We start from the raw sequence: 21701 nt of genomic DNA, 5'->3' as shown, positions 1-21701 counted from the left end.
GAACGTATCCTGCTCCAGGAAGCCGAGTAGGAGATGAGGTATCTCAACGGTTTCGGGTCGGTCGGTGATCCACCCCTGAGCAAGGTAGCCGTCGTCGGTGGCGTAGAGGGAAGGGCATCCTGTGACCTCTGAGCCACCCTTTCCGAGAAACCTTAGGCCCATGTCAAAGCCTCCTATCTAGTTGGGTGCACGAAGTTTCTCGTGCTGAGTACATGATCCCTGAATCGCCGACCTTTGTTGCCTGATAGATGAATCTGAGCAACTTTTTGCAACTTCCTGGTTTTACTGCTCAGCGACTCCTTAGCGTCTGAGCTGACCCCCGTGACATGTGACGCCACCCGGTCACGGGGTGCCTACCAACACCGGACTACAGGAGTCGAGATGGACAGGCGCACACGACTATTCGTGTTCCCAGGCGGATTCTTGGAGGTCGCCGACTACGGCGACGCGAACGACGGTCTGGGGGTGTACCTGGAGTTGCGGACTCCAACCGATCATGCGCTACCGCGACGGGTTCCGGGTGCTGCCGTCGTGGATCACCGCGTCAGCGCTGTCGAACCTGCAGACGCCGAGACATGCGCCACGGTGCTGCGACTGCTCCGAGACCTGCCGTGATCGTGCTCGGCTGGGTTGTCGCGATCGGGCTACCGCTGGCGGTGACGGTCGCAGTGATCGTGTGGCCGGAACGGATTCCGAAGGATTACACCGTCAAAGAGATCCTCGAACGGATCGAACGCGAGGATACGGGCGGGATGAAGTCCCACGCATCACATGAGTACTGATCGGCTCCCCTCGGGTCAGCTATATGAAATGGCTTACGGCACCGGTTTGCGGCGGGGCCACCCGAGTGCGATGTCGTCCAGGGCGTGTGGGTCGACTCGCAAGCGAAAGCCGTTGCCATGGGCTGGCAACGGCTTTCGCTGTGCAATCGGACCTACTCGATGATCACGATGCGCACGTCCTCGTCGGCGGCGTCCGTCGGCTCGTGCGTGGTGACGAACCAGTGGGTGACCTCGCCGTCGGCCAGGTCGTCGGCGATGTCGTCTGCGCCGGGGAGCACCGAGAGTGCGCCCGCGGTTGCCGCGGACAAGGATTCGAGGAAGGCGACTCGACCCGAGACGGCCGTGGTGAAGGTCGTCGACTCGTAATCGATGTCGTATGCCGAGCGGACCTGCTCGGCCTGCTCGAGCGCCTCGGTCTGGCTGAAGGCGCGTACCGTGCCGTCGGCCGCGAGGACGACGAAGGCCGGGTGTTCCTCCGCGAGCGGGCGCACCCGATCGGCATAGGAGACCGGATGTGCTGGAGCGGAGGCCAATTCGGACTGTACCGCCGGATCGCTCAGGACCAGCCAGTTGATCGAGCCGTCGACCGATTCCAGTGTGATACCGAAAACGGCTCCGGCGGTGGCCATTTCGGCGGCGGACAAATCACCGGCGAACAAGCAGGCGGCACCGGCCTTCTGGATGGCCCAGATCGCGACCACCGCATCCACCGAACGCGGCAGCGCCAACGCCACCACATCGCCGGGTCCGGCACCGTGTGCGATGAGCACCCGGGCCAGTTGCGAGGAACGGCGATCCAGGACGTGGTAGGCGATGTCGTCGCCGTCGGCCAGCAACGCGGGCGCCTCGGGATCGGCCTCGACCACCTCGGCGAGCACCCGCGACACCGTGCGGGCACCGACCCGACCCAGCGGCTCCGGTGCGGGCGCTGATGTCGCGATACCGGATTCGACGAGCAGACGCGCCCGCTCATCGGCATCGAGGATATCGATATCGCCGACCAACCCGGCGGGATCGCCGATCAGCGCGTCCAGGACCCGAATCAGCCTGGTGGACAGGGTTTCCACATCATCGGCGGTGAACCGGCTGATGAGGTACTCCAGGTTGAATTCGAGGGCGGACTCCGCGATCACCTGCAGGGTGAGCGGGTAGTGGGTCGCGCTGTGCACACCGACATCGGTCACCGACATGCCATCGATCGAACTCGCCGCGGCGATCGCCTCCCGATCTATCGGGTACGACTCGAACACCAGCAGGGTGTCGAAGTGCGAGGCGACGCCGGCGGCCCGCTGGATATCGGACAGACCGACGTAGTGGTGGTCGAGCAGTTCGGCCTGCTCGCGCTGCAACCGCTCGAGCTGATCGCCGATGGTCCCGCGGTCATCGATACGCACTCGCACCGGGAGCGTGTTGATGAACAGACCGACCATCGACTCCACACCGGTCAGCTCGGCGGGCCGACCCGACACCGTGGCGCCGAACACCACATCGGCGCGGCCGGTGAGCCGGCCGAGCAGGATGCCCCAGGCCGCCTGCACCAGGGTGTTGACCGTAATGCCGAGTTCGGCGCAATGCTTGGTCAACTGACGGGTGCGGTCGGCGTCGATCCGGGTGATCAGCTTGGCGGTCTCGTAGGTTTCGGCCGTCCGGGCAGGCGCGGCCAATTCCGTCGGTTCGGTCGAACCGTCGAAGGCATCGGCCCAGACCCGCAGCGACGCGTCCTGGTCGCGGGTGGCGAGCCAGTCCAGGAAGTCGCGGTAGGAGCAGACCTGCGGCAGTGCCGACTGATCGCCACGCGTCGCGTAGAGCACGAGCAGATCCCGCATCAGCAGCGGCATCGACCAGCCGTCGAGCAGCACGTGATGTGTGGTGATGGCCAGCGACCATTCTTCGGCGGCGGTGCGCAACAGCGTGTAGCGCACCAGCGGCGGAGTGGACATATCGAAGCGTTCCGCGTGGTCTGCCTCGATCCGACGTCGCAGTTCCGCGTCCCGCTCTGCCTGCGGCACTTCGGTGAGATCCACAACGCGCCACGGCACTTCGACCCGATCGAGCACGACCTGCCGGACCTGACCGGTGGAGTCGGTGACGAATGCGGTGCGCAGATTCGGGTACCGATCCATGATCGCCTGCGCGGCCGCGTTCAGCCGCGCCACATCCACCGTTCCGGCGAGCCGCACCACGGCTTGGATGGTGTAGACGTCCAGAGTGGCCGAGGACATCAGCGCGTGGAAGAGCAGACCGGACTGCAGTGGCGAGACCGGCCAGACATCGTCGAGGCCCGAGTAGGTCTGTTCCCACAGTTCGATATCGGCCTGGCCGACCTGCACCAGCGGCAGATCCGACGGCGTATGACCACCGGCATCCGGTCGCTGCGCATGCTCGGCCAGCGCGGTGAGCGCGGTGACCCACAGATCCGCCAACTCCTGCACCCGCTCCGGGGACAGCAGCCCGACCGGGAACTCGAAGGTGGCCAGCAGCCGCGGACCATCGTCCTCGTCGCCGACGGTGACGGCGATATCGAGCGCCCCGTTCGCGGGCATCGTGGCATCCCGCTCGGTCTTGATCGCGGCTTCCTGGTACCGGAAGCCGATCTGACCCGCCGCGGGCAGCGGCAGCAACCCGTGGCCGACGCCCTGATCGGGCACCGCGAGCAGCTGTTCCTTGACCGACTTGATGACCGAACCAGCAGCAGCACCACCATCGAACGCGTCGTCCAGATCGACCCCGCCCAGCCTGAGCCGGGCCGGGTAGACGGCGGTGAAAGCACCCACGGTGCGCGACAATTCGGCACCGGCGACCGCCACGCGGCCATCACCGTCGAGCCGGATCAGCACATCCGATCCGTGCTGCGCACCGCGCCAGCGCACCAGCGCCATGGCCAATGCCGACAGCAGTCCGTCCGGCACGCTGCCGTGGAACCGCGTCGGAACCGTGGTGAGCAGTACCTCCGAGATATCGGTCGGCACCTCGATGCGCACCCGTCGCGTGGTGGCGACGGTGTCCAGCGCCGGATCGAAGGCTCGCGCCCCGAGCAGCGGATCGGGGGTGGCCGAAACCTCCTGCCAGAACGGCAGTTCGGTGGCACGGTCGCGCGCCTGCTCGGTCAGAGCGTAGGCCCAACGCCGCAGCGAAGTACCGACCTGCGGCAGGGCGGCCTGGTCGTCGGCGATCAGGTCGAGCAGATCGCCGGTCAGGATGCCGAGGGACTGCGGATCGGCCGCGAAGCCGTGCACCACGACGAGCATGAATTTGCCGCCGTCGAGCCGGTCCGCGCTGCAGCACACGAACTGCGCCATAACACCGTTGGCCGGATCGAGGCGATCCGCGGCGGCCGCGCGTTCGTTGTCGGCGAGCCGCATGAGCTCGTCATAGCCGTAGTCGGCGTCGAGGGTGGTGTCGAAGGCGACCTCGTGGACCAGCGCATCGATATCGATGGCACCGCGCTCGAGCGCCTCGAACTCCCAGCCCTCGCCCGCCGGACGCAGGCGAGTGCGCAACGCGTCGTGCCGGTCGACCAGGGCGGTGATCGCCGCACGCAGCCGATCCCGGTCGAGGTCGTTGGGCAGTGCCACCGCCGTCTCGTAGGAGAAGCGCTGGTACGCCGTGCCGTTGGCCAGCACCGCCGCGATGTTCGGCGGCAGCGGAATCTCGCCGATCCCACCGCCGGGCAGTTCGGCCATGGTCGGCTGCCGCAGATCCGCGGTCGACGTCGCGATCGCGGCGAGTCCGGCGACGCTGCGCCGGTCGAAGACCTCGCGCACGGAGAACACCACACCGAGCGCCTTCGCCCGCGATACCAGCTGGATCGACAGGATGCTGTTACCGCCGAGTGCGAAGAAGTCGTCGTCGGCGCCGATCCGTTCCATGCCGAGCACATCGGCGAACACACCGGCCACGATCTGCTCGACCGGGGAGACCGGCGCGCGGAAGGTGGCATGTTCGAAGGTGGGCTGCGGCAAGGCCTTTCGATCGAGCTTGCCGTTCGCATTGAGCGGCAAGGCGTCCAACTCCAGGAAGGCGCTCGGCACCATGTACGACGGCAGCTCCGCCGCCAGTGCCGATTGCAGCGCATCCTTGTCGAATTCGCCGGTGGCCGGAACCACATAGGCGACCAGACGGTCACCCAGTGCCGGATCGGTATGCGCGAGCACCGCGGCGGAGGCGATCGAGGTCTGCCGCAACAGGGCCGCCTCGATCTCACCGAGTTCGATCCGGAAACCGCGGATCTTCACCTGGAAGTCCGTACGACCGCGGTACTCCAACTCACCGTCGGCATTCCAGGCCACCAGGTCACCGGTGCGGTACATCCGAGCGCCGGATTCGAACGGATCGGCCACGAACCGCTCCGCCGTGAGGTCGACCCGACCGAAGTAACCGCGCGCCAATTGCGCACCGGCCAGATACAACTCACCGGAGACGCCCACCGGCACCGGACGCAACCGCGCATCCAGCACGTAGACCCGGCTGTTCCACTCCGGCGCACCGATCGACACCGAGACGGTATCCGCATCGGTCACCTCGTGGTTGGTGATCGAGACCGCGGCCTCGGTCGGACCGTAGAGGTTGAACAAGGTGGCCGTGTTCGACTCACGCAACCGCTGGGCCGTCGCGGCGGGCAGTGCCTCACCGATGGCCAGCACCCGGCGCAACGACGCGGGCAGCTGCCCGTCCGATTCGATCAGCAGGGCATCCAGCATCGACGGCACCACATGCAAGGTGGTGACCGCGGTATCGCGCATCAGCGTGTTGAGGTAGCTCGGATCGCGATGTCCGTCGGCGGACGCGATGACCAGTCGACCACCCGAAACCGCCGCCGACCAGAACTCCCACACCGACAGGTCGAAGGTCGCGGCCGTCTTCAGCAACACCGCGTCCTCGGCACCGAGGCCGAATTCGGCGGTCTTCCACAGCAACTGGTTGACGATCGCCGCATGCGGCACCGCGACACCCTTGGGACGACCGGTCGAACCCGAGGTGAAGATCACGTACGCCGTATTCGTCGCGCGCAATGGCGCGATCCGCTCCGCGTCGGTGATCGGGGCGTCCGCGATATCCGCGAGTGCGTCCATCCGAACGACCTCGGTCACCGAGGTCTGGAAATCGGTGTCGGCGTTGGTCACAACACACAGCGGCCGAGCGGTGTCGAGAATGTAGTCGGTCCGCTCACCCGCCTGATCCGGATCCAGCGGCACATACGCGCCACCGGCCTGAGTCACCGCGTACATGGCGATCACCAGGTCCACCGAGCGGCGCAATGCGAGCGCCACCCGAGTTTCGGGTCCCACACCCAGCGAAATCAGATGCCGGGCAAGCTGGTTCACCCGGGAGCCGAGCTCGCCATAGGTCAGCATCGCGGAGCGATTCGGTGAGGGGTGGTGGTCGGGCGACGGGTGGGCAATGGCGGTGCCGTCGTCGCCGACCAGCGCGACCGCGTCCGGCGTGGCCGCCACGGTTCGATCCAGCAGCGACGCCAGCGTCGCCGACGAATCCACCTGGTGCGCTGTCGCATTCCAGCCGGAAACCAGTTCACGGCGTTCATGCGCGGCCATGATCTCGAGATCGCCGACAGCCGCGCGCGGCGCCGCGATGATCTCCGCGAGCACGCGGGCGAAGCGATCGGCGAAGCCACGGACGGAATCGGCGTCGAACAGGTCGGTGGCGTAGGTGAAGTACCCGCCGATGCCCGCCGCGGTGCCGTCCTGCTCGTAGCTGTCCGCCACGATCAGGTGCAGATCGAACTGCGACAGCTGGGTGTCGATATCGAATCCGGCCACCGTGAGTCCGGGCAGTTCCAGCGTGGTCCGCGCCAGGTTCTGGAACGACAGACCCACCTGGAACAACGGATGCCGCGCCTGCGACCGCACCGGGTTCAGCACCTCGACCAAACGCTCGAACGGCACATCCGCATGCGCGAACGCCTGGATATCGGTTTCGCGCTGGCGCCGGAGCAGATCCGCGAAAGGCTCGGCCGAATCCAGCCGGGTACGGAACACCAAGGTGTTGACGAACATGCCGATCAGATCGTCGAGCACGGCCTCACCGCGGCCCGCCATCGGCGTACCTATCGCGATGTCATCGGTGCCGGACAACCTGGACAGCAAGACGGCCAGCGCCGTATGCACCACCATGAACAACGTCGCACCCTCGGCGCGGGCCAGCGTGACCAGCGCGCGATGCGTTTGCGCATCGATGCTCAGCTCGACCTTGCCGCCCGCGAAGGACTGCACGGCGGGACGCGGGCGATCCGAGGGCAGATCCAGCTGGTCGGGCATATCCGCCAGCGCCGACTGCCAGTAGGCGATCTGTTTGGCCGCCAACGACTCCGGATCGTCCTCGCTGCCGAGCAGCTCACGCTGCCAGACGGCGTAGTCCGCGTACTGCACCGGCAACGGCGCCCACGTGGGGGATTCGCCGACCGAGCGGGCGGCGTACGCGGTCATCAGATCCCGGGTCAGCGGGCCCATCGACGAACCGTCACCCGCGATGTGGTGCACCACCAGCACGAGCACGTACTCGGCTGGGGCAGCAGCGGTGCCCACGCCGGGACCCGACGCCACAGCGGTGGGTGCGTCCGTCACGTGGAACAGCTCGACCCGCACCGGCACCTCGGCGGTGACGTCGAATGGCGCCGCCATCACCGCGATCACCGTGGATTCCAGCTCCGTGGTCGTGATCGGCCGCAGCCGCATTGCCGAAACAGCCTGTGCCACCGGCAGAATCACCTGGGCGGGGGCACCCGCGATCTCCGGGTACACCGTCCGCAGAATCTCGTGCCTGCCGACCAGATCCGCCATGGCCGCCCGCAGCGCGTCGACATCGAGCGCGCCGGTCAACCGGACCGCGATGGGCAGATGGTAGGCCGCCGACTCGGTGTCGAAGCGGTTCAGGAACCACATCCGCTGCTGCGCCAGCGACAACGGCACCGGATCCGGCCGCGCGGCGGCGACCAGCGCCCGCCGCTCGCCTACACCGGACAGCTGCTCCAACTTCACGGCAAGAGCCGCCACGGTCGGCGCCTCGAACAGCGCTCGCACCGGCACCCGCCCACCGATCGCGGCGCTCAGCCGGCCGACCACCTGGGTGGCGACCAGTGAGTTGCCGCCGAGTGCGAAGAAGTCGTCGTCGGCACCCACCCGCTCGATACCGAGCACATCGCCGAAGACGCCCGCCACGATCTCCTCCACCGGCGTCGCCGGGGCGCGGAATTCGCGGCTGGTGAAGCTCGGTTCGGGTAGCGCCTTGCGGTCGAGCTTGCCGCTCGAATTCAGCGGGAAGGCGTCGAGCACCACGACGGCCGCCGGAACCATGTATGCCGGAAGCACATCCGACACTGCGGCCAGCAGCTCCCGCTGGTCGACCGCCTGTCCCGGCGCGGGCACCACGTACGCGACCAACTGATCGCCGAGCGTCGACGCGGCTACCAGCGCCACTGCCTGGCTCACCGCGGCATGCGCGAGCAGCGCCGTCTCGATCTCGCCGAGCTCGATGCGCTGGCCGCGGAACTTCACCTGGAAGTCGGTGCGCCCCAGGTATTCCAGACGCTGCCCCGAACCCGCGGGTGCACGCCAGAGCACCAGGTCGCCGGTGCGGTACATCCGCTGACCGCGCGCGAACGGGTTGGCCACGAAGCGATCCGCGGTCAGATCCGGTCGGGCGAGGTAACCGCGCGCCAGCTGATCACCGGCCAGGTACAGCTCACCGGCGACGCCGGCGGGCACCGGCCGCAGCCGCGAATCCAGCACGAACACCTGAGTGTTCCACTGCGGCAAGCCGATCGGCACCGTGCGCACATCGGTGTCGCCCGCGGGCCAGTAGGTCACCGATACCGCGGCCTCCGTCGGCCCGTACAGGTTGTGCAGCGCCGCCCCCGAAACGGCCCGCCACGCCGTCACCGTTTCCGGCGGCAGCGCCTCACCGATGACGAACACATCGCGCAGGGTCGGGCAGGAGCCCGCCGCCAGCTGTGTCGCGAATACCGTCAGCATGGACGGCACGAAGTCGGTGACCGTAACCCCGTGCGCGGCAATCGCATCCGCGACGTAGGCCGGGTCGCGATGGCCGTCGTGGGTGGCGACCACCAGCTTCGCGCCCGCGCGCAGTGGCATGAAGTAGCCCCACAGCGACACGTCGAATGTGGTCGCGGTCTTCTGCAGGTACACGTCGTCCGGGCCGAGCGGGTATTGCGCGAGCATCCACTCGATCTGGTTGTTGATCGCGCCGTGCGATACCGCGACGCCCTTCGGACGACCGGTCGAGCCCGAGGTGAAGATGACGTAGGCCGGGTTGTCCGGGGTGAGCGGGCGCAGTAATTCGCCGGGTTCGATCGGAGCGGATGAGAATCCGTCCAGCTCCAGCGAATCCAGTTCGAGCACCGCGATGTCAGCGGGGACCGGCACCGCGTCGGCCGCGGTGGTAACCACGCATGCGGGCTGGGCGGTTTCCAGGATGTGCGCGATTCGCTCGGCCGGATGATCCGGATCCAGCGGCACATACGCCCCGCCGGCCGCGACGATCGCGTACATGCCGACGACCAGGTCGAGCGAGCGCCGAACGGCGAGGCCGACCAGCGATTCGGCACCGACACCTCGCGAAATCAACAGGCGGGCAAGCTTGTTCACCCGTTCGTCGAATTCCCGATAAGTCAATGTCGCGGAATGACTCGATGCGGGGTGGTGCTCGCGCGACGGATGGGCCGCTTCGGCGCCCTGGTATACCACCGCGACGGCATCCGGATGCGCCGCCACGGCGCGCCGGTACCCGTCGAGCAGCAGCTCGGGTGCCACCGGATGCGTGGTGGCGTTCCAGCCATCCAGCATCCGTTCCCGCTCCGCCACGGTGAGCAGCTCGAGATCGCCCACCACCGCCTGCGGCGCGGTGATGATCGCACCGAGCAGCCTGGTGAACCGGTCGGCGAACCCTTCGACCGTGCTCCGGTCGAACAGGTCGGTGGCGTAGGTGAATATGCCGTTGATGCCCGCCGCGGTCCCGGACTCGTCGTAGCGGTCGGTGAGGATCAGGTGCAGATCGAACTGGGACAGGCGGGTATCGAACTCCACACCGGAGACCGTGAGCTCCGGCAATTCCAAGGTGGTCTGGGCCAGGTTCTGGAACGACAGACCCACCTGGAACAACGGATGCCGCGCCTGCGACCGCACCGGGTTCAGCACCTCGACCAAACGCTCGAACGGCACATCCGCATGCGCGAACGCCTGGATATCGGTTTCGCGCTGGCGTCCGAGCAGCTCGGTGAACGGCTCGTTGCGATCCAGCTGGGTACGGAACACCAAGGTGTTGACGAACGTACCGATCAGATCGTCGAGCACGGCCTCACCGCGGCCCGCCATCGGCGTACCTATCGCGATGTCATCGGTGCCGGACAACCTGGACAGCAAGACGGCCAGCGCCGTATGCACGACCATGAACAGCGTCGCGCCCTCGGCCTGCGCCAGGTCGCCCAGACCACGGTGGGTATCGGCGTCGATGCGCACCTCGACGGTGCCACCCGCGGAGGACTGCACCGCGGGCCGCGGTCGGTCCGCGGGCAGATCCAGCTGCTCCGGCAGTTCGGCCAGCGCGCTGCGCCAGTAGGCGAGCTGCTTGGACATCAGCGAATCCGGATCGTCCTCGCTGCCGAGCAGTTCGCGCTGCCAGATGCTGTAATCCGCGTACTGGACCTGCAGCGGTGCCCAGTTGGGTGCGACACCGGCCGAGCGCGCCGCGTACGCCGTCATCAGATCGCGCGTGAGCGGTGCCATCGAGGAGCCGTCACCGGCGATGTGATGCACGACCATCGCGATCACGTATTCCGCAGCCGCACTCTGCGCCGAGGCAGCGGGTTCGAGCTCGAACAACCGCACCCGCACCGGCACCTCGGCGGTGACGTCGAACGGCGCCGAAATCAACTCGACCACGGCGGATTCGACCTGATCCAGGGTGACACCGCGGATATCCAGCTCCGGAATCGCCTGTCCCACAGGCAGAATCAGCTGCACCGGTCCCGACTCGGTCTCCGGGTAGATCGTGCGCAACACCTCGTGCCTGCGCACCAGGTCCGCGATCGCGGCGCGCAGCGCGTCCACATCGAGCGCGCCGGTCAGCCGCACCGCGATCGGGACGTTATAGGCGGCGGACTGGGTGTCGAAGCGGTTGAGGAACCACATCCGCTGCTGTGCCAGCGAAAGCGGAATATTTTCCGGCCGCGGACCGGCGACCAGCGCGTGCCGGCCGTGCCCGTCGGCCTGCTGTTCGACCCGGATGGCCAATGCGCCGACCGTCGGCGCCTCGAACAGCAGCCGCACCGGCACACGGGTGTTCAGCGTCTGGCCGAGGCGGGCCGCGACCTGTGTCGCGAGCAGCGAGTTGCCGCCCCACGCGAAGAAGTCGTCATCCAGGCCGAGCTTGCGCACCTGCGCTCCGGAATCGAGGCGCAGCACCTCGGCGAAGGTGTTCGCGACGATTTCCTCGACCGGGGTGACCGGCGCGCGGAAGACCGCCTTCTCGAAGGTGGGCTCCGGCAATGCCTTGCGATCCAGCTTGCCGTTCGCGTTCAACGGCAGCGCATCGAGCGCGACGAAGACCGACGGCACCATGTAGGACGGCAGTTCGGCGGCCAACGCCGATTGCAGCCGCGCTTTGTCGAGCTCACCGGATTCGGACACCACATAGGCGACCAGGCGGTCACCCAGATTCGGGTCGGTGTGCGCGAGCACCGCCGTGGCCGAAACCTCGGGCCGGCGCAGCAGGGCCGCCTCGATCTCACCGAGCTCGATGCGGAAGCCGCGGATCTTCACCTGGAAGTCGGTGCGGCCGCGGTACTCCAGCTCACCGGCGGCATTCCAGGCCACCAGGTCACCGGTGCGATACATCCGCGTGCCCGCCCCGAACGGGTTGGCCACGAAGCGATCCGCGGTCAAATCGACGCGTCCGAAGTAACCGCGCGCCAATTGCGCACCGGCCAAGTACAACTCGCCGGAAACGCCGACCGGAACCGGACGCAGTCGCGAATCCAGCACGTACACCTGGCTGTTCCACTGCGGAGCACCGATCGGCACCGACACCGTGTCCGCATCGGTCACGGTGTGCGTGGTGATCGACACCGCGGCCTCGGTCGGGCCGTACAGGTTGAACACCTCGGCCGCGTTATCCCGCCGCAACCGCTGCGCGGTCGTCGCGGGCAGCGCCTCACCGATCGCCAGCACCCGCCGCAGCGACGGCGGCAGGTGGCGACCGGATTCGGTGAGCAGCGCGTCGAGCATCGACGGCACCACATGCAGTGTCGTGACGCCGGTCGAGCGCATCAGGTCGTTGAGGTACGCGGGATCGCGGTGACCGTCGGGGTCGGCGATGACCAAACGGCCACCGCATACCGCGGCCGACCAGAATTCCCAGACCGAAAGATCGAAGGTGGCCGCGGTCTTGAGTAGCACCGCGTCATCGGCGCCGAGGCCGAATTCGGCGGTCTTCCACAGCAACTGGTTGACGATCGCCGCATGCGGCACCGCAACGCCCTTCGGCTGGCCGGTGGAGCCCGAGGTGAAGATCACGTACGCCGTATTCGCTCCCGTCAGCGGCCGCAGCCGGTCGCCGTCGGCGATCGGGCCGTGCGCGACGGCAGCGAGATCCAGTTCGTCGATCGACACCACCGTGGTCACGGCGCTGTCGAAACCGTCGCGGCCGGTGGTCAGCACGCAGACCGGTCCCGCGGTGCGCAGGATGTAGTCGGTGCGCTCGGCGGGCTGATCGGGATCGATCGGCACGTACGCCGCACCCGATTTCGCCACCGCGTACATCGCGACCACGAGATCCACCGAGCGCCGAATGGCCAGCGCCACTCGGTCCTCCACGCCGACACCGAGGGTGATCAGGTGCCGTGCCAGGCGGTTCGCGTGAGCGTCCAACTCGGCGTAGGTCAGCGTCGCGTCCTCGGCAACCAGCGCCACCGCATCCGGGCTCGCCGCCACCGTCGCGTCCAGCAGCGACACCAGCGTGGTCGAGGCGTCGATATCGAGCTCGTGCGCGGTGTCGTTCCAGGCGTGCAGGATTCGCGTGTTCTCGGCGGGCGAGAGCAGATCGATCTCGCCGACCCGGACCTCCGGATCGGCCAATACCGCATCGAGCACCAATTCGAAGCGGTCGGCGAAGCCCTGCACCGTCGCCTCGTCGAACAGATCGGTGGCGTAACCGAATTCGGTGAGAATCTGGGCGGGCGTACCGTCATCGGCATAGCGGTCGTACAGCGTGACGTGCAGGTCGGTCTTGGCCAGCTGCGAATCGAAGTTCACCGCGCTCACCGACAGGCCGGGCAGCGTGAAGGTGGTCTCGGCCAGGTTCTGGAACGAAAGTCCGATCTGGAATAGCGGATTGCGCGCCGTGGAACGCTCCGGGTTGAGCACCTCGACCAGCCGCTCGAACGGCACATCGGCGTTGGCGAAGGCCTCCAGGTCCCGCTCGCGCACCTCGGTGAGCAGATCGGCGAAAGTAGCGCCGGGCTCGACGATCGTCCGGAACACCAAGGTGTTGACGAACATACCGATCAGATCGTCGAGTTCGCGCTCACCACGACCCGCGATCGGGGTACCGACCGCGATGTCGTCGGTACCCGACAACCGCGCGAGCAGTACGGCCAGCGCCGCGTGCACGACCATGAACAGCGAGGCGTTATTGGCCCGCGCCAGCTCGTGCAGCCGGGCGTGCTTATCGGGTGCGATCTCGAAGCGAATCGCCTTGCCCTGGAACGACTGCGCGGGCGGGCGCGGCCGGTCGGCGGGCAGTTCCAGCTGATCGGGCATACCCGCGAGCGCGGACAGCCAGTAGGCGACCTGCTGTGCCGCCAGCGATTCCGGATCCTCCTCGGAGCCGAGCACCGCACGCTGCCACAGCGCGTAGTCGGCGTACTGCACCGGCAGCGGCTGCCACTGCGGGATCTCGCCCTGGGCCCGTGCCACATACGCCGCCATGACATCGCGGGCCAGCGGACCCATCGACGAACCGTCGGCCGCGACATGGTGCACCGTGAACGCCAGCACGTGTTCACGTTCGGCGATCCGGAACAGGGCCACCTTCAGCGGCACCTGCACGGTGACATCGAAGGTGGTCAGCGCGAATGCGATCACCGTGCGGACCAGGTCCGACTCCGGGATATCGGTGACGGTCAGCTCCGGCACCGCCTGGTCGGCGGGCAGGATCACCTGGTGCGGGCCACTGGCCGAACTCGGGTAGGTGGTGCGCAGCACCTCGTGCCGGGCGAAGACGTCGCCGAGCGCCTGCTCGAGCGCCGCCACATCCAGCGCACCGGACAACCGCACCGCGAGCGGAATATTGTCCACCGCCGAGGTGGTGGTATCGAACTGGTTGAGGAACCAGTACCGCTGCTGCGCGGGCGAGAGCGGCACCCGGGCCGGGCGCTCCCCCGCGACCAGCCGCGGCCGGCTGCGGCCGGATCCGGCATTGTGTTCGGCCTTGGCCGACAGCGCGGCCACCGTCGACGCCTCGAACAGATCGCGGACCGCGAGATGGGTATCCAGCGCCGCGCCGATGCGCGCGGTCACCTGGGTCGCCATCAGCGAGTTGCCGCCGAGTTCGAAGAAGTCGTCGTCCAGGCCGACGCGCGCGACACCGAGCACATCGCTGAAGACGCCCGCCACGATTTCCTCGATCGGGGTGGATGGTGCGCGGAATACCTTCGCCTCGAATACCGGCGCGGGCAGTGCCTTGCGATCCAGCTTGCCGGAGGCGTTGAGCGGGAACGCGTCCAATACGACGAAGGCGGTCGGCACCATGTACGCGGGCAACTCGCCCGCGAGTTCGGCGCGCACCTGGTCGATATCGACCGTACGATCCGCCGCCGCGATCACATACCCGACCAGCTGATCGCCGAGGCGCTCATCGGAGCGGACCACCACGGCCGCCTGCGCGATCGGCGCCAGCGCGGTGAGCGCCGATTCGATCTCGCCCAGTTCGATGCGCAAACCGCGCAGCTTCACCTGGAAGTCGGTGCGGCCCAGGTATTCCAGCTCACCGCTGGCGGTCCAGGTGACGAGGTCACCGGTGCGGTACATGCGCTCGCCGGTGCCGAACGGGTTGGCGACGAAGCGATCCGCGGTCAGATCCGGACGCGCCACATAGCCGCGCGCCAACTGCTCGCCCGCGAGGTACAGCTCACCGGCCACACCGACCGGAACCGGGTGCAGTCGCGAATCCAGCACATACACCTGGGTGTTGAATACCGGAGCGCCGATCGGGACCGAGACGGTATCGGCGTCGGTCACCTCGTGATAGGTGACGTCGACCGCGGCCTCGGTCGGACCGTACAGGTTGTGCAGCCAGACACCGGTCAGCTCGCGCAACCGCTGTGCGGTCACCGCGGGCAGCGCCTCACCGGAGGCGAAGACATTGCGCAGGTCGAAGCATTCGCCCGCGCGGTCGTCGGCCACGAAGACCGACAGCATGGACGGTACGAAGTGCACCGTGGTGACCTGCTCGTCGGCAATGGTGCGCACCAGGTAGGCCGGATCACGATGGCCGTCCGGCTTCGCGATGACCAGGCGCGCGCCGACCTGCAGCGGCCACCAGAATTCCCATACCGATACGTCGAAGGTGGCGGGCGTCTTCTGCAGCACCACATCGCCACGATCCAGCCCGTATTCCGCCTGCATCCACACCAGGCGGTTGACGATCGCGGCATGACTCACCGCCACCCCCTTGGGCCGACCGGTCGACCCCGAGGTGAAGATCACGTACGCGGTATTCGACGGCCGCAGCGGCGCAAGGCGTTCCGCATCGGTCAGCGGCGCGGCGGAGTATGCCGAGAGATCCAGCGCCGCGATGTCCAGCGCCGTCGTGGTGCCCGCGTCGAACTCGTCGGCGGCGGTGGTCAGCACGCAGACCGGCTGCGCGGTGTCGAGCACGTACCGGGTGCGCTCGACCGGATGATCCGGGTCCAGCGGCACATACGCGCCACCGGCCACGCTCACCGCGTACATGCCGATCACCAACTCGAAGGATCGGCGCATGCCGAGCGCGACCATCGAATCGGGTCCGACCCCCAGCGAAATGAGGTGCCGGGCCAGGCGATTCACTCGGGCGGTGAATTCGCCGTAGGACAGACTCGTCCCCTCGAACGTGAGCGCGGTCGCCTGCGGGCTCGCGGCCGCCTGCTCCACGAACATCGAGACCAGCGTGGCGCGGGCATCGACGGCATAGGCCGTCTCGTTCCACTTGTCGAGCACCGTGCTGCGCTCGGCGGCATCGAGCAGATCGACATCGCCGACCGGGGCGCCCGGATCCGCGACCACCTGGTGCAGCAGGCGGACCAGGCGCTGCGCGACGCCGGCGATCGTCTTCGCGTCGAACATATCCGTCGCGTAGGCGAATTCGGCGGTCATACCGTCCGCGTTCCCGGCCGCGTCGAACCGGTCGGCGAGGTTCAGCTGCAGATCGAACTTCGCGGTCACCACATCGAGCGGCACTGCGGCCACCTCGAGACCCGGCAACTCGAACGACGCCGCACCGGTGTTCTGGAACGACAGCATCACCTGGAACAGCGGATGCCGGGCCTGCGAACGGGCCGGGTTGAGGATGTCGACCAAACGCTCGAACGGCAGGTCGGCGTGGCCGAAGGCGGCCAGATCGGTTTCCCGGGCCCGCGCGAGCACGTCGGTGAAGGACGCACCGGCATCGACCGGCGTGCGCAGCACCAGCGTATTGACGAACATGCCGATCGCATCGTCGAGTACGGCCTCACCGCGACCCGCGATCGCGGTGCCGATGGCGATGTCATCGCTGCCGGACAGACGCGCGAGCAGTGCCGCGAACGCCGCGTGCACCACCATGAACAGGCTCGCGCCGTGCGCGCGGGCCAGTGCATTGAGCTCGGCCAGCAACTGTGCGTCGATGCCGAATTCGTAGACATCACCGCGGTTGGACGCGACGGCCGGACGCGAACGATCCGACGGCAGATCCAGCTGATCGGGCAGCCCGGCCAGATTCCGCGACCAGTACGCGACCTGCTGGGCGATCAGCGATTCCGGATCGTCCTCGGCGCCGAGGGTGTCGCGCTGCCAGAGCGCGAAATCGGCGTACTGCACCGGCAGCGGCGCCCAAGCGGGCGATTCGCCGCGGTTGCGGGCCGAGTAGGCGAGCATCACATCGCGGGCCAGCGGACGCACCGACCAGCCATCACCGGAAATGTGGTGCACCACCAAGACCAGCACGTGGATGCCCGATGCGAAGCCGTCTGTGTCTTCTGGTCGCTCCGCAGGCTCCGCTCCCGCTGGCGCCTCGAGCCGGAACAGCTTGGCACGCACCGGAACTTCGGCGGTCACATCGAAGCCGGTCAGCACCAGTTCGCTGATCGAAGAGCGAATATCGGTCTCGGACACCACGACCGGGGTCAGGTCGAGGTGGACCTGACCGGTGGGCAGTACGACCTGCAGACCTTGACCATCCGTGGTCTCCGGGTAGACGGTGCGCAGCACCTCGTGCCGATCCATCACATCGGCGACGGCCGTGCGCAGCGCATCGGTGTCGAGTGCGCCGGTGAGCCGGACCGCCAGCGGAATGTTGTTGACGGCGGTCTGGTTGTCGAAGCGGTTGAGGAACCACATCCGCTGCTGGGCCAGCGAGAGCGGAATCTGTTCCGGCCGTGGCCCGGCCGTCAGTTCCCGGCGTCCGCCGCTGCCCTGCTGCCCCTCCATGCGCGCGGCGAGCGCGGCGACATTGGGTGCCTCGAACAGCATCCGCACCGGAATGCGAGTGTCGAGCGCGGCGCCGAGGCGCGCCACCACCTGGGTGGCGATCAGCGAGTTACCACCGAGATCGAAGAAATCGTCGTCCAGACCGACCGGACGCGCGCCGCCGGCGGTCGACAGACCGAGCACCTCGGCGAAGGTGTCGGCCACGATCTCTTCGATCGGGGTCGACGGCGCCCGGAATTGCTTGGCCGCGAACACCGGTTCGGGCAGCGCGCGCCGATCCAGCTTGCCGTTGGGGTTCAACGGCATGGCCTCGAGCACCACGAGCGCCGCGGGCACCATATACGACGGGAGTTGCGCGGTCAGGTGCGCGCGCAGTTCGTCGACGTCGACGGTGGCGCCGTTCGCGGGTACCACATAACCGACCAGCTGATCGCCGGTCGTGGCGTCCGAACGCACCAGCGCCACGGCCTGTGCCACCGCATCGTACGCGGTCAGCGCGGTTTCGATCTCCCCCAGCTCGATACGCAGACCGCGCAGCTTCACCTGGAAGTCGGTGCGGCCGAGGTATTCGATCGCACCGTCGACATTACGGGTCACGAGGTCACCGGTGCGGTACATGCGCGCACCCGGTCCGCCGAACGGGTTCGCCACGAACCGATCCGCAGTCAGATCGGCACGCCCGAAGTAGCCGCGCGCCAACTGCGCACCCGCCAGATACAACTCACCCGCGACACCCGGCGCGACCGGATGCAGCCGCGAATCCAGTACATACGCCTGCGAATTCCACACCGGCAGGCCGATCGGCACCGCGCCTTCGACCTGCTCGGCCACCGGGCCGTGGGTCGCGTGGACGGTGAATTCGGTCGGGCCGTACAGGTTGTAGAGCTCGGCCGAGCTGACCCGGCGGATGGCGGTCGCGGCATCGGCGGTGAAGGCCTCACCGGCGATGAGAAGCGCCCGCAGCGATGTCAGTGCTGAGCTGACCCACCCCGTCGGCTCCGCCGACTGCCGCTCCCGGCTACCGACGGCCGCGTCGACACTGCTCGCGAAGACGCTCAGCATCGAGGGCACGAACGAGGTCATCGTGACCCCTTCGGCCGCGATCACGTCGGCCAGATACTGCGGATCGCGATGACCGTCCGGGCTCGCGACCACAATCCGACCACCAGTACTCAACGGGCCGAACAACTCCCACACCGACACATCGAAGGTCGCCGGGGTCTTGAACAACACCACATCATCGGCACCGATGCCGTATTCACCGGTAATCCAACGGATCTGGTTGACCACGGCCGCGTGCGGCACCGCCACACCCTTCGGCCGACCGGTCGAACCGGAGGTGAAGATGACGTACGCCGGATTGCTCGGCCGCAACAGCGCGGTCCGCTCCGCATCGGCGACCGGCTCGTCCGAGTACCCGGACAGATCCAGGTCATCGATGACGAGGGTGGGCAGACCGGTGGCGTCGAAGTCATCGCGCGCGGTGGTCAGCACACATACCGGTGCCGCCGAATCGAGCACATACCCGATCCGCTCCGCAGGCTGATCCAGATCCAACGGCACATAACCGCCACCCGCCGCCAGCACCGCATACGCCGCGACCACCAGATCCACCGAACGCCGCAAACCCAGAGCCACCAGGCATTCCGGGCCGACACCAGCCGCGATGAGATGCCGTGCCAACCGGTTGACGCGAGCACCGAATTCGGCGTAGGTCAGTGCGGCACCCGTCGCCGGATCCACGATCGCGACCGCATCCGGCGTCGCCGCCGCCTGCCGGGTGAATCCGTCGACCAGCGTCTCGCCCGCACCGAGATCACGTTCGGTGTCGTTCCAACCACGCACTGCCAGTTCGGCTTCGCTCGCGTCGAGCAGGTCGATATCACCGATCGCCCGATCCGGTTCGGCCGCGACGGCTCGCAGCAGCCGGTTGAACCGCTGCCCGAAGGCCGCCATGGTATCGGCGTCGAAAAGATCGGTGGCGTAGATCAATTCGGCAGCGATGCCCGATGGTGCTACGGAGGTGGCGCCGTCGGTAGTGGTGATCGAGGTCGCGGTCTGCTCCGAAAGCACCAATTGCAGATCGAATTTGGCCACATCGATCGGCAGGTCGACCGCGCTGACCGTAAGTCCCGGAAGCTCCAGACTGTTCTGGCCGGTGTTCTGGAACGACAACATCACCTGGAACAGCGGATGCCGCGCCTGCGAACGCGCCGGGTTCAAGATCTCCACCAACCGCTCGAACGGCAGGTCGGCGTGTCCGAACGCGCCGATATCGATGCCACGTACGGTGCGCAGCAAGTCGGTGAAGGTGGCCTTGCCATCGATCGGGGTCCGCAGCACCAGGGTGTTGACGAACATGCCGATGAGATCGTCGAGCGCGCGCTCACCACGTCCGGCGACGGGCGTACCGATCGCGATATCTGCCTCGCCGGACAACCGCGACAGCAGCACGGCCAGCGCGGTGTGCGCGACCATGAACAGGGTCGTGCCCCTGGTTCGCGCGAGTTCGCTGAGCTTGCCATGGGTTTCGGCATCGATCTCGAAGACGTGCGTGGCACCGCGACCCGACGCCACCGCCGGACGCGGCCGGTCGGCGGGCAGGTCGAGTTGTTCGGGCAGACCGCGCAGCGTTTCGGCCCAGAACTCGATCTGCGTCGAGATCACCGATTCCGGATCGGATTCGGCGCCGAGCACCGCGCGCTGCCACAGCGCGTAGTCGGCGTACTGCACCTCGAGCGGCCGCCAAGCGGGTTCGCCGCCCTCGACGCGGGCGGCGTAAGCCGTCATCACATCGCGGGTCAGCGGACCCATCGAGAAGCCGTCGGCCGAAATGTGGTGCACCACCAGGGCGAGCACATGTTCGGTCGGGCTGATCTCGAACAGCTGGGCCCGGAACGGAACCTCGGCGGTGACATCGAAGCCGGTCAGGATGACCTCGGCGACGCGCTGCGGCAGTTCGGCCTCGGTGACATCGATCGGCGTCAGATCCGGGATCACCCGGCCGGTGGAGACGGTCTGCTGGTAGGCGGTGCCGTCGTACTCCGGGTAGAAGGTGCGCAGCGATTCGTGGCGGGCCAACACATCGGCGACCGCGATCTGCAGCGCCTGGCGGTCGAGCAGACCCGACAGCCGCACCGCGGCCGGGATATTGTCCACGGCCGATTCCGGATCGAAGCGATTGAGGAACCACATGCGCTGCTGGGCCAACGACAGCGGCACCCGCTGGGGACGCTGCTGCGGCACCAGGGCCGTCCGCGCACCGGCACCGGCCCGGGACTCCGCGCGGGCCGCGAGCGCGGCCACCGAGGACGCCTCGAACAGTTCGCGGACACCGAGATCGGTATCCAGTGCGGCCGAGAGCCGGGCGGCGACCTGGGTGGCGCTCAGGGAGTTGCCGCCGAGTGCGAAGAAGTCGTCGTCGAGACCGACACGTTCCAGGCCGAGCACATCGGCGTAGGTGGCCGCGATGATCTCCTCGATCGGTGTGGTCGGCGCGCGGAAGACCGCGGCCTCGAATACCGGCGCGGGCAACGCCTTGCGATCGAGCTTGCCGGAGGCATTGAGCGGGAAGGCATCGAGCACGATGACCACCGACGGGACCATATACGCGGGCAACTGCCGCGCCAGCTCCTCGCGCACCGTCTCGATATCCAGCCGCAGGTTCGGCGTCGCGATGACATACGCGACGAGCTGATCGCCGGTGTGCTGATCACCGCGCACCACGACGACAGCCTGGGCGATCTCGTCCAAGGCGGTGAGCGCCTGCTCGATCTCGCCGAGCTCGATGCGCAGACCGCGCAGCTTCACCTGGAAGTCGGTGCGGCCCAGGTAATCCAGCTCACCGTCGGCCGTCCAGGCCACCAGGTCGCCGGTGCGGTACATGCGCGCGCCATTCGTGGCGAACGGGTTCGCCACGAACCGATCACTGGTCAGATCCGGACGCGCGACATAACCGCGCGCCAACTGGGTGCCCGCGAGGTACAGCTCACCCGCGACGCCGACCGGAACCGGCCGCAACCGCGAATCCAACACGTAGACCTGGGTATTGAAGACCGGCGCGCCGATCGGCACGGTGTCGGTATCGGTCGCGACCACCTCGTGGAAGGTGACGTCGACCGCGGCCTCGGTCGGGCCGTACAGGTTGTGCAGCGTCGCACCGGTCAGCTCGCGCAGGCGGTGCGCGGGCTTGGGCGGCAGCGCTTCACCGGAGGCGAATACC

Annotated in this window: 3 protein-coding genes (1 of these 3 cut by a window edge); 2 read left to right on the top strand and 1 reads right to left on the bottom strand. The window is 67.6% G+C overall.

Annotated features, from left to right (window positions below; translation table 11 throughout):
• Positions 1-381: 381 nt before the first annotated feature.
• Together ACW2Q0_RS16305 and ACW2Q0_RS16300 are read left to right on the top strand one after the other, a co-directional pair.
• Positions 382-615, top strand: a complete 234-nt coding sequence (locus ACW2Q0_RS16305; RefSeq protein WP_457190873.1) for a hypothetical protein — start codon at positions 382-384, stop codon at positions 613-615.
• Positions 612-782 (top strand): hypothetical protein, encoded by a 171-nt coding sequence (locus ACW2Q0_RS16300; RefSeq protein WP_457190871.1) that lies wholly within the window; start codon positions 612-614, stop codon positions 780-782. Before ACW2Q0_RS16305 ends, ACW2Q0_RS16300 begins: the two co-directional genes overlap by 4 nt.
• 152 nt (positions 783-934) lie before the next feature.
• Here ACW2Q0_RS16300 and ACW2Q0_RS16295 read toward each other — a convergent pair whose 3' ends face one another.
• On the bottom strand, positions 935-21701 hold the final stretch of the coding sequence (locus ACW2Q0_RS16295; protein ID WP_457190907.1) for a non-ribosomal peptide synthase/polyketide synthase. It continues 23297 nt past the right edge of the window; 20767 of the gene's 44064 nt are visible here — the last part of the coding sequence; the start codon falls outside the window, past its right edge; it ends in the stop codon at positions 935-937.

It is taken from the genome of Nocardia citri, from assembly GCF_054065835.1.
Note: the sequence above shows the minus strand (reverse complement) of the source record. Positions and strands in the feature narration are given on the sequence as shown.

Excerpts from the sequence above, each read along its gene's own strand:
- ACW2Q0_RS16305 (WP_457190873.1), top strand. The coding sequence starts at position 382 with ATGGACAGGCGCACACGACTATTCGTGTTCCCAGGCGGATTCTTGGAG.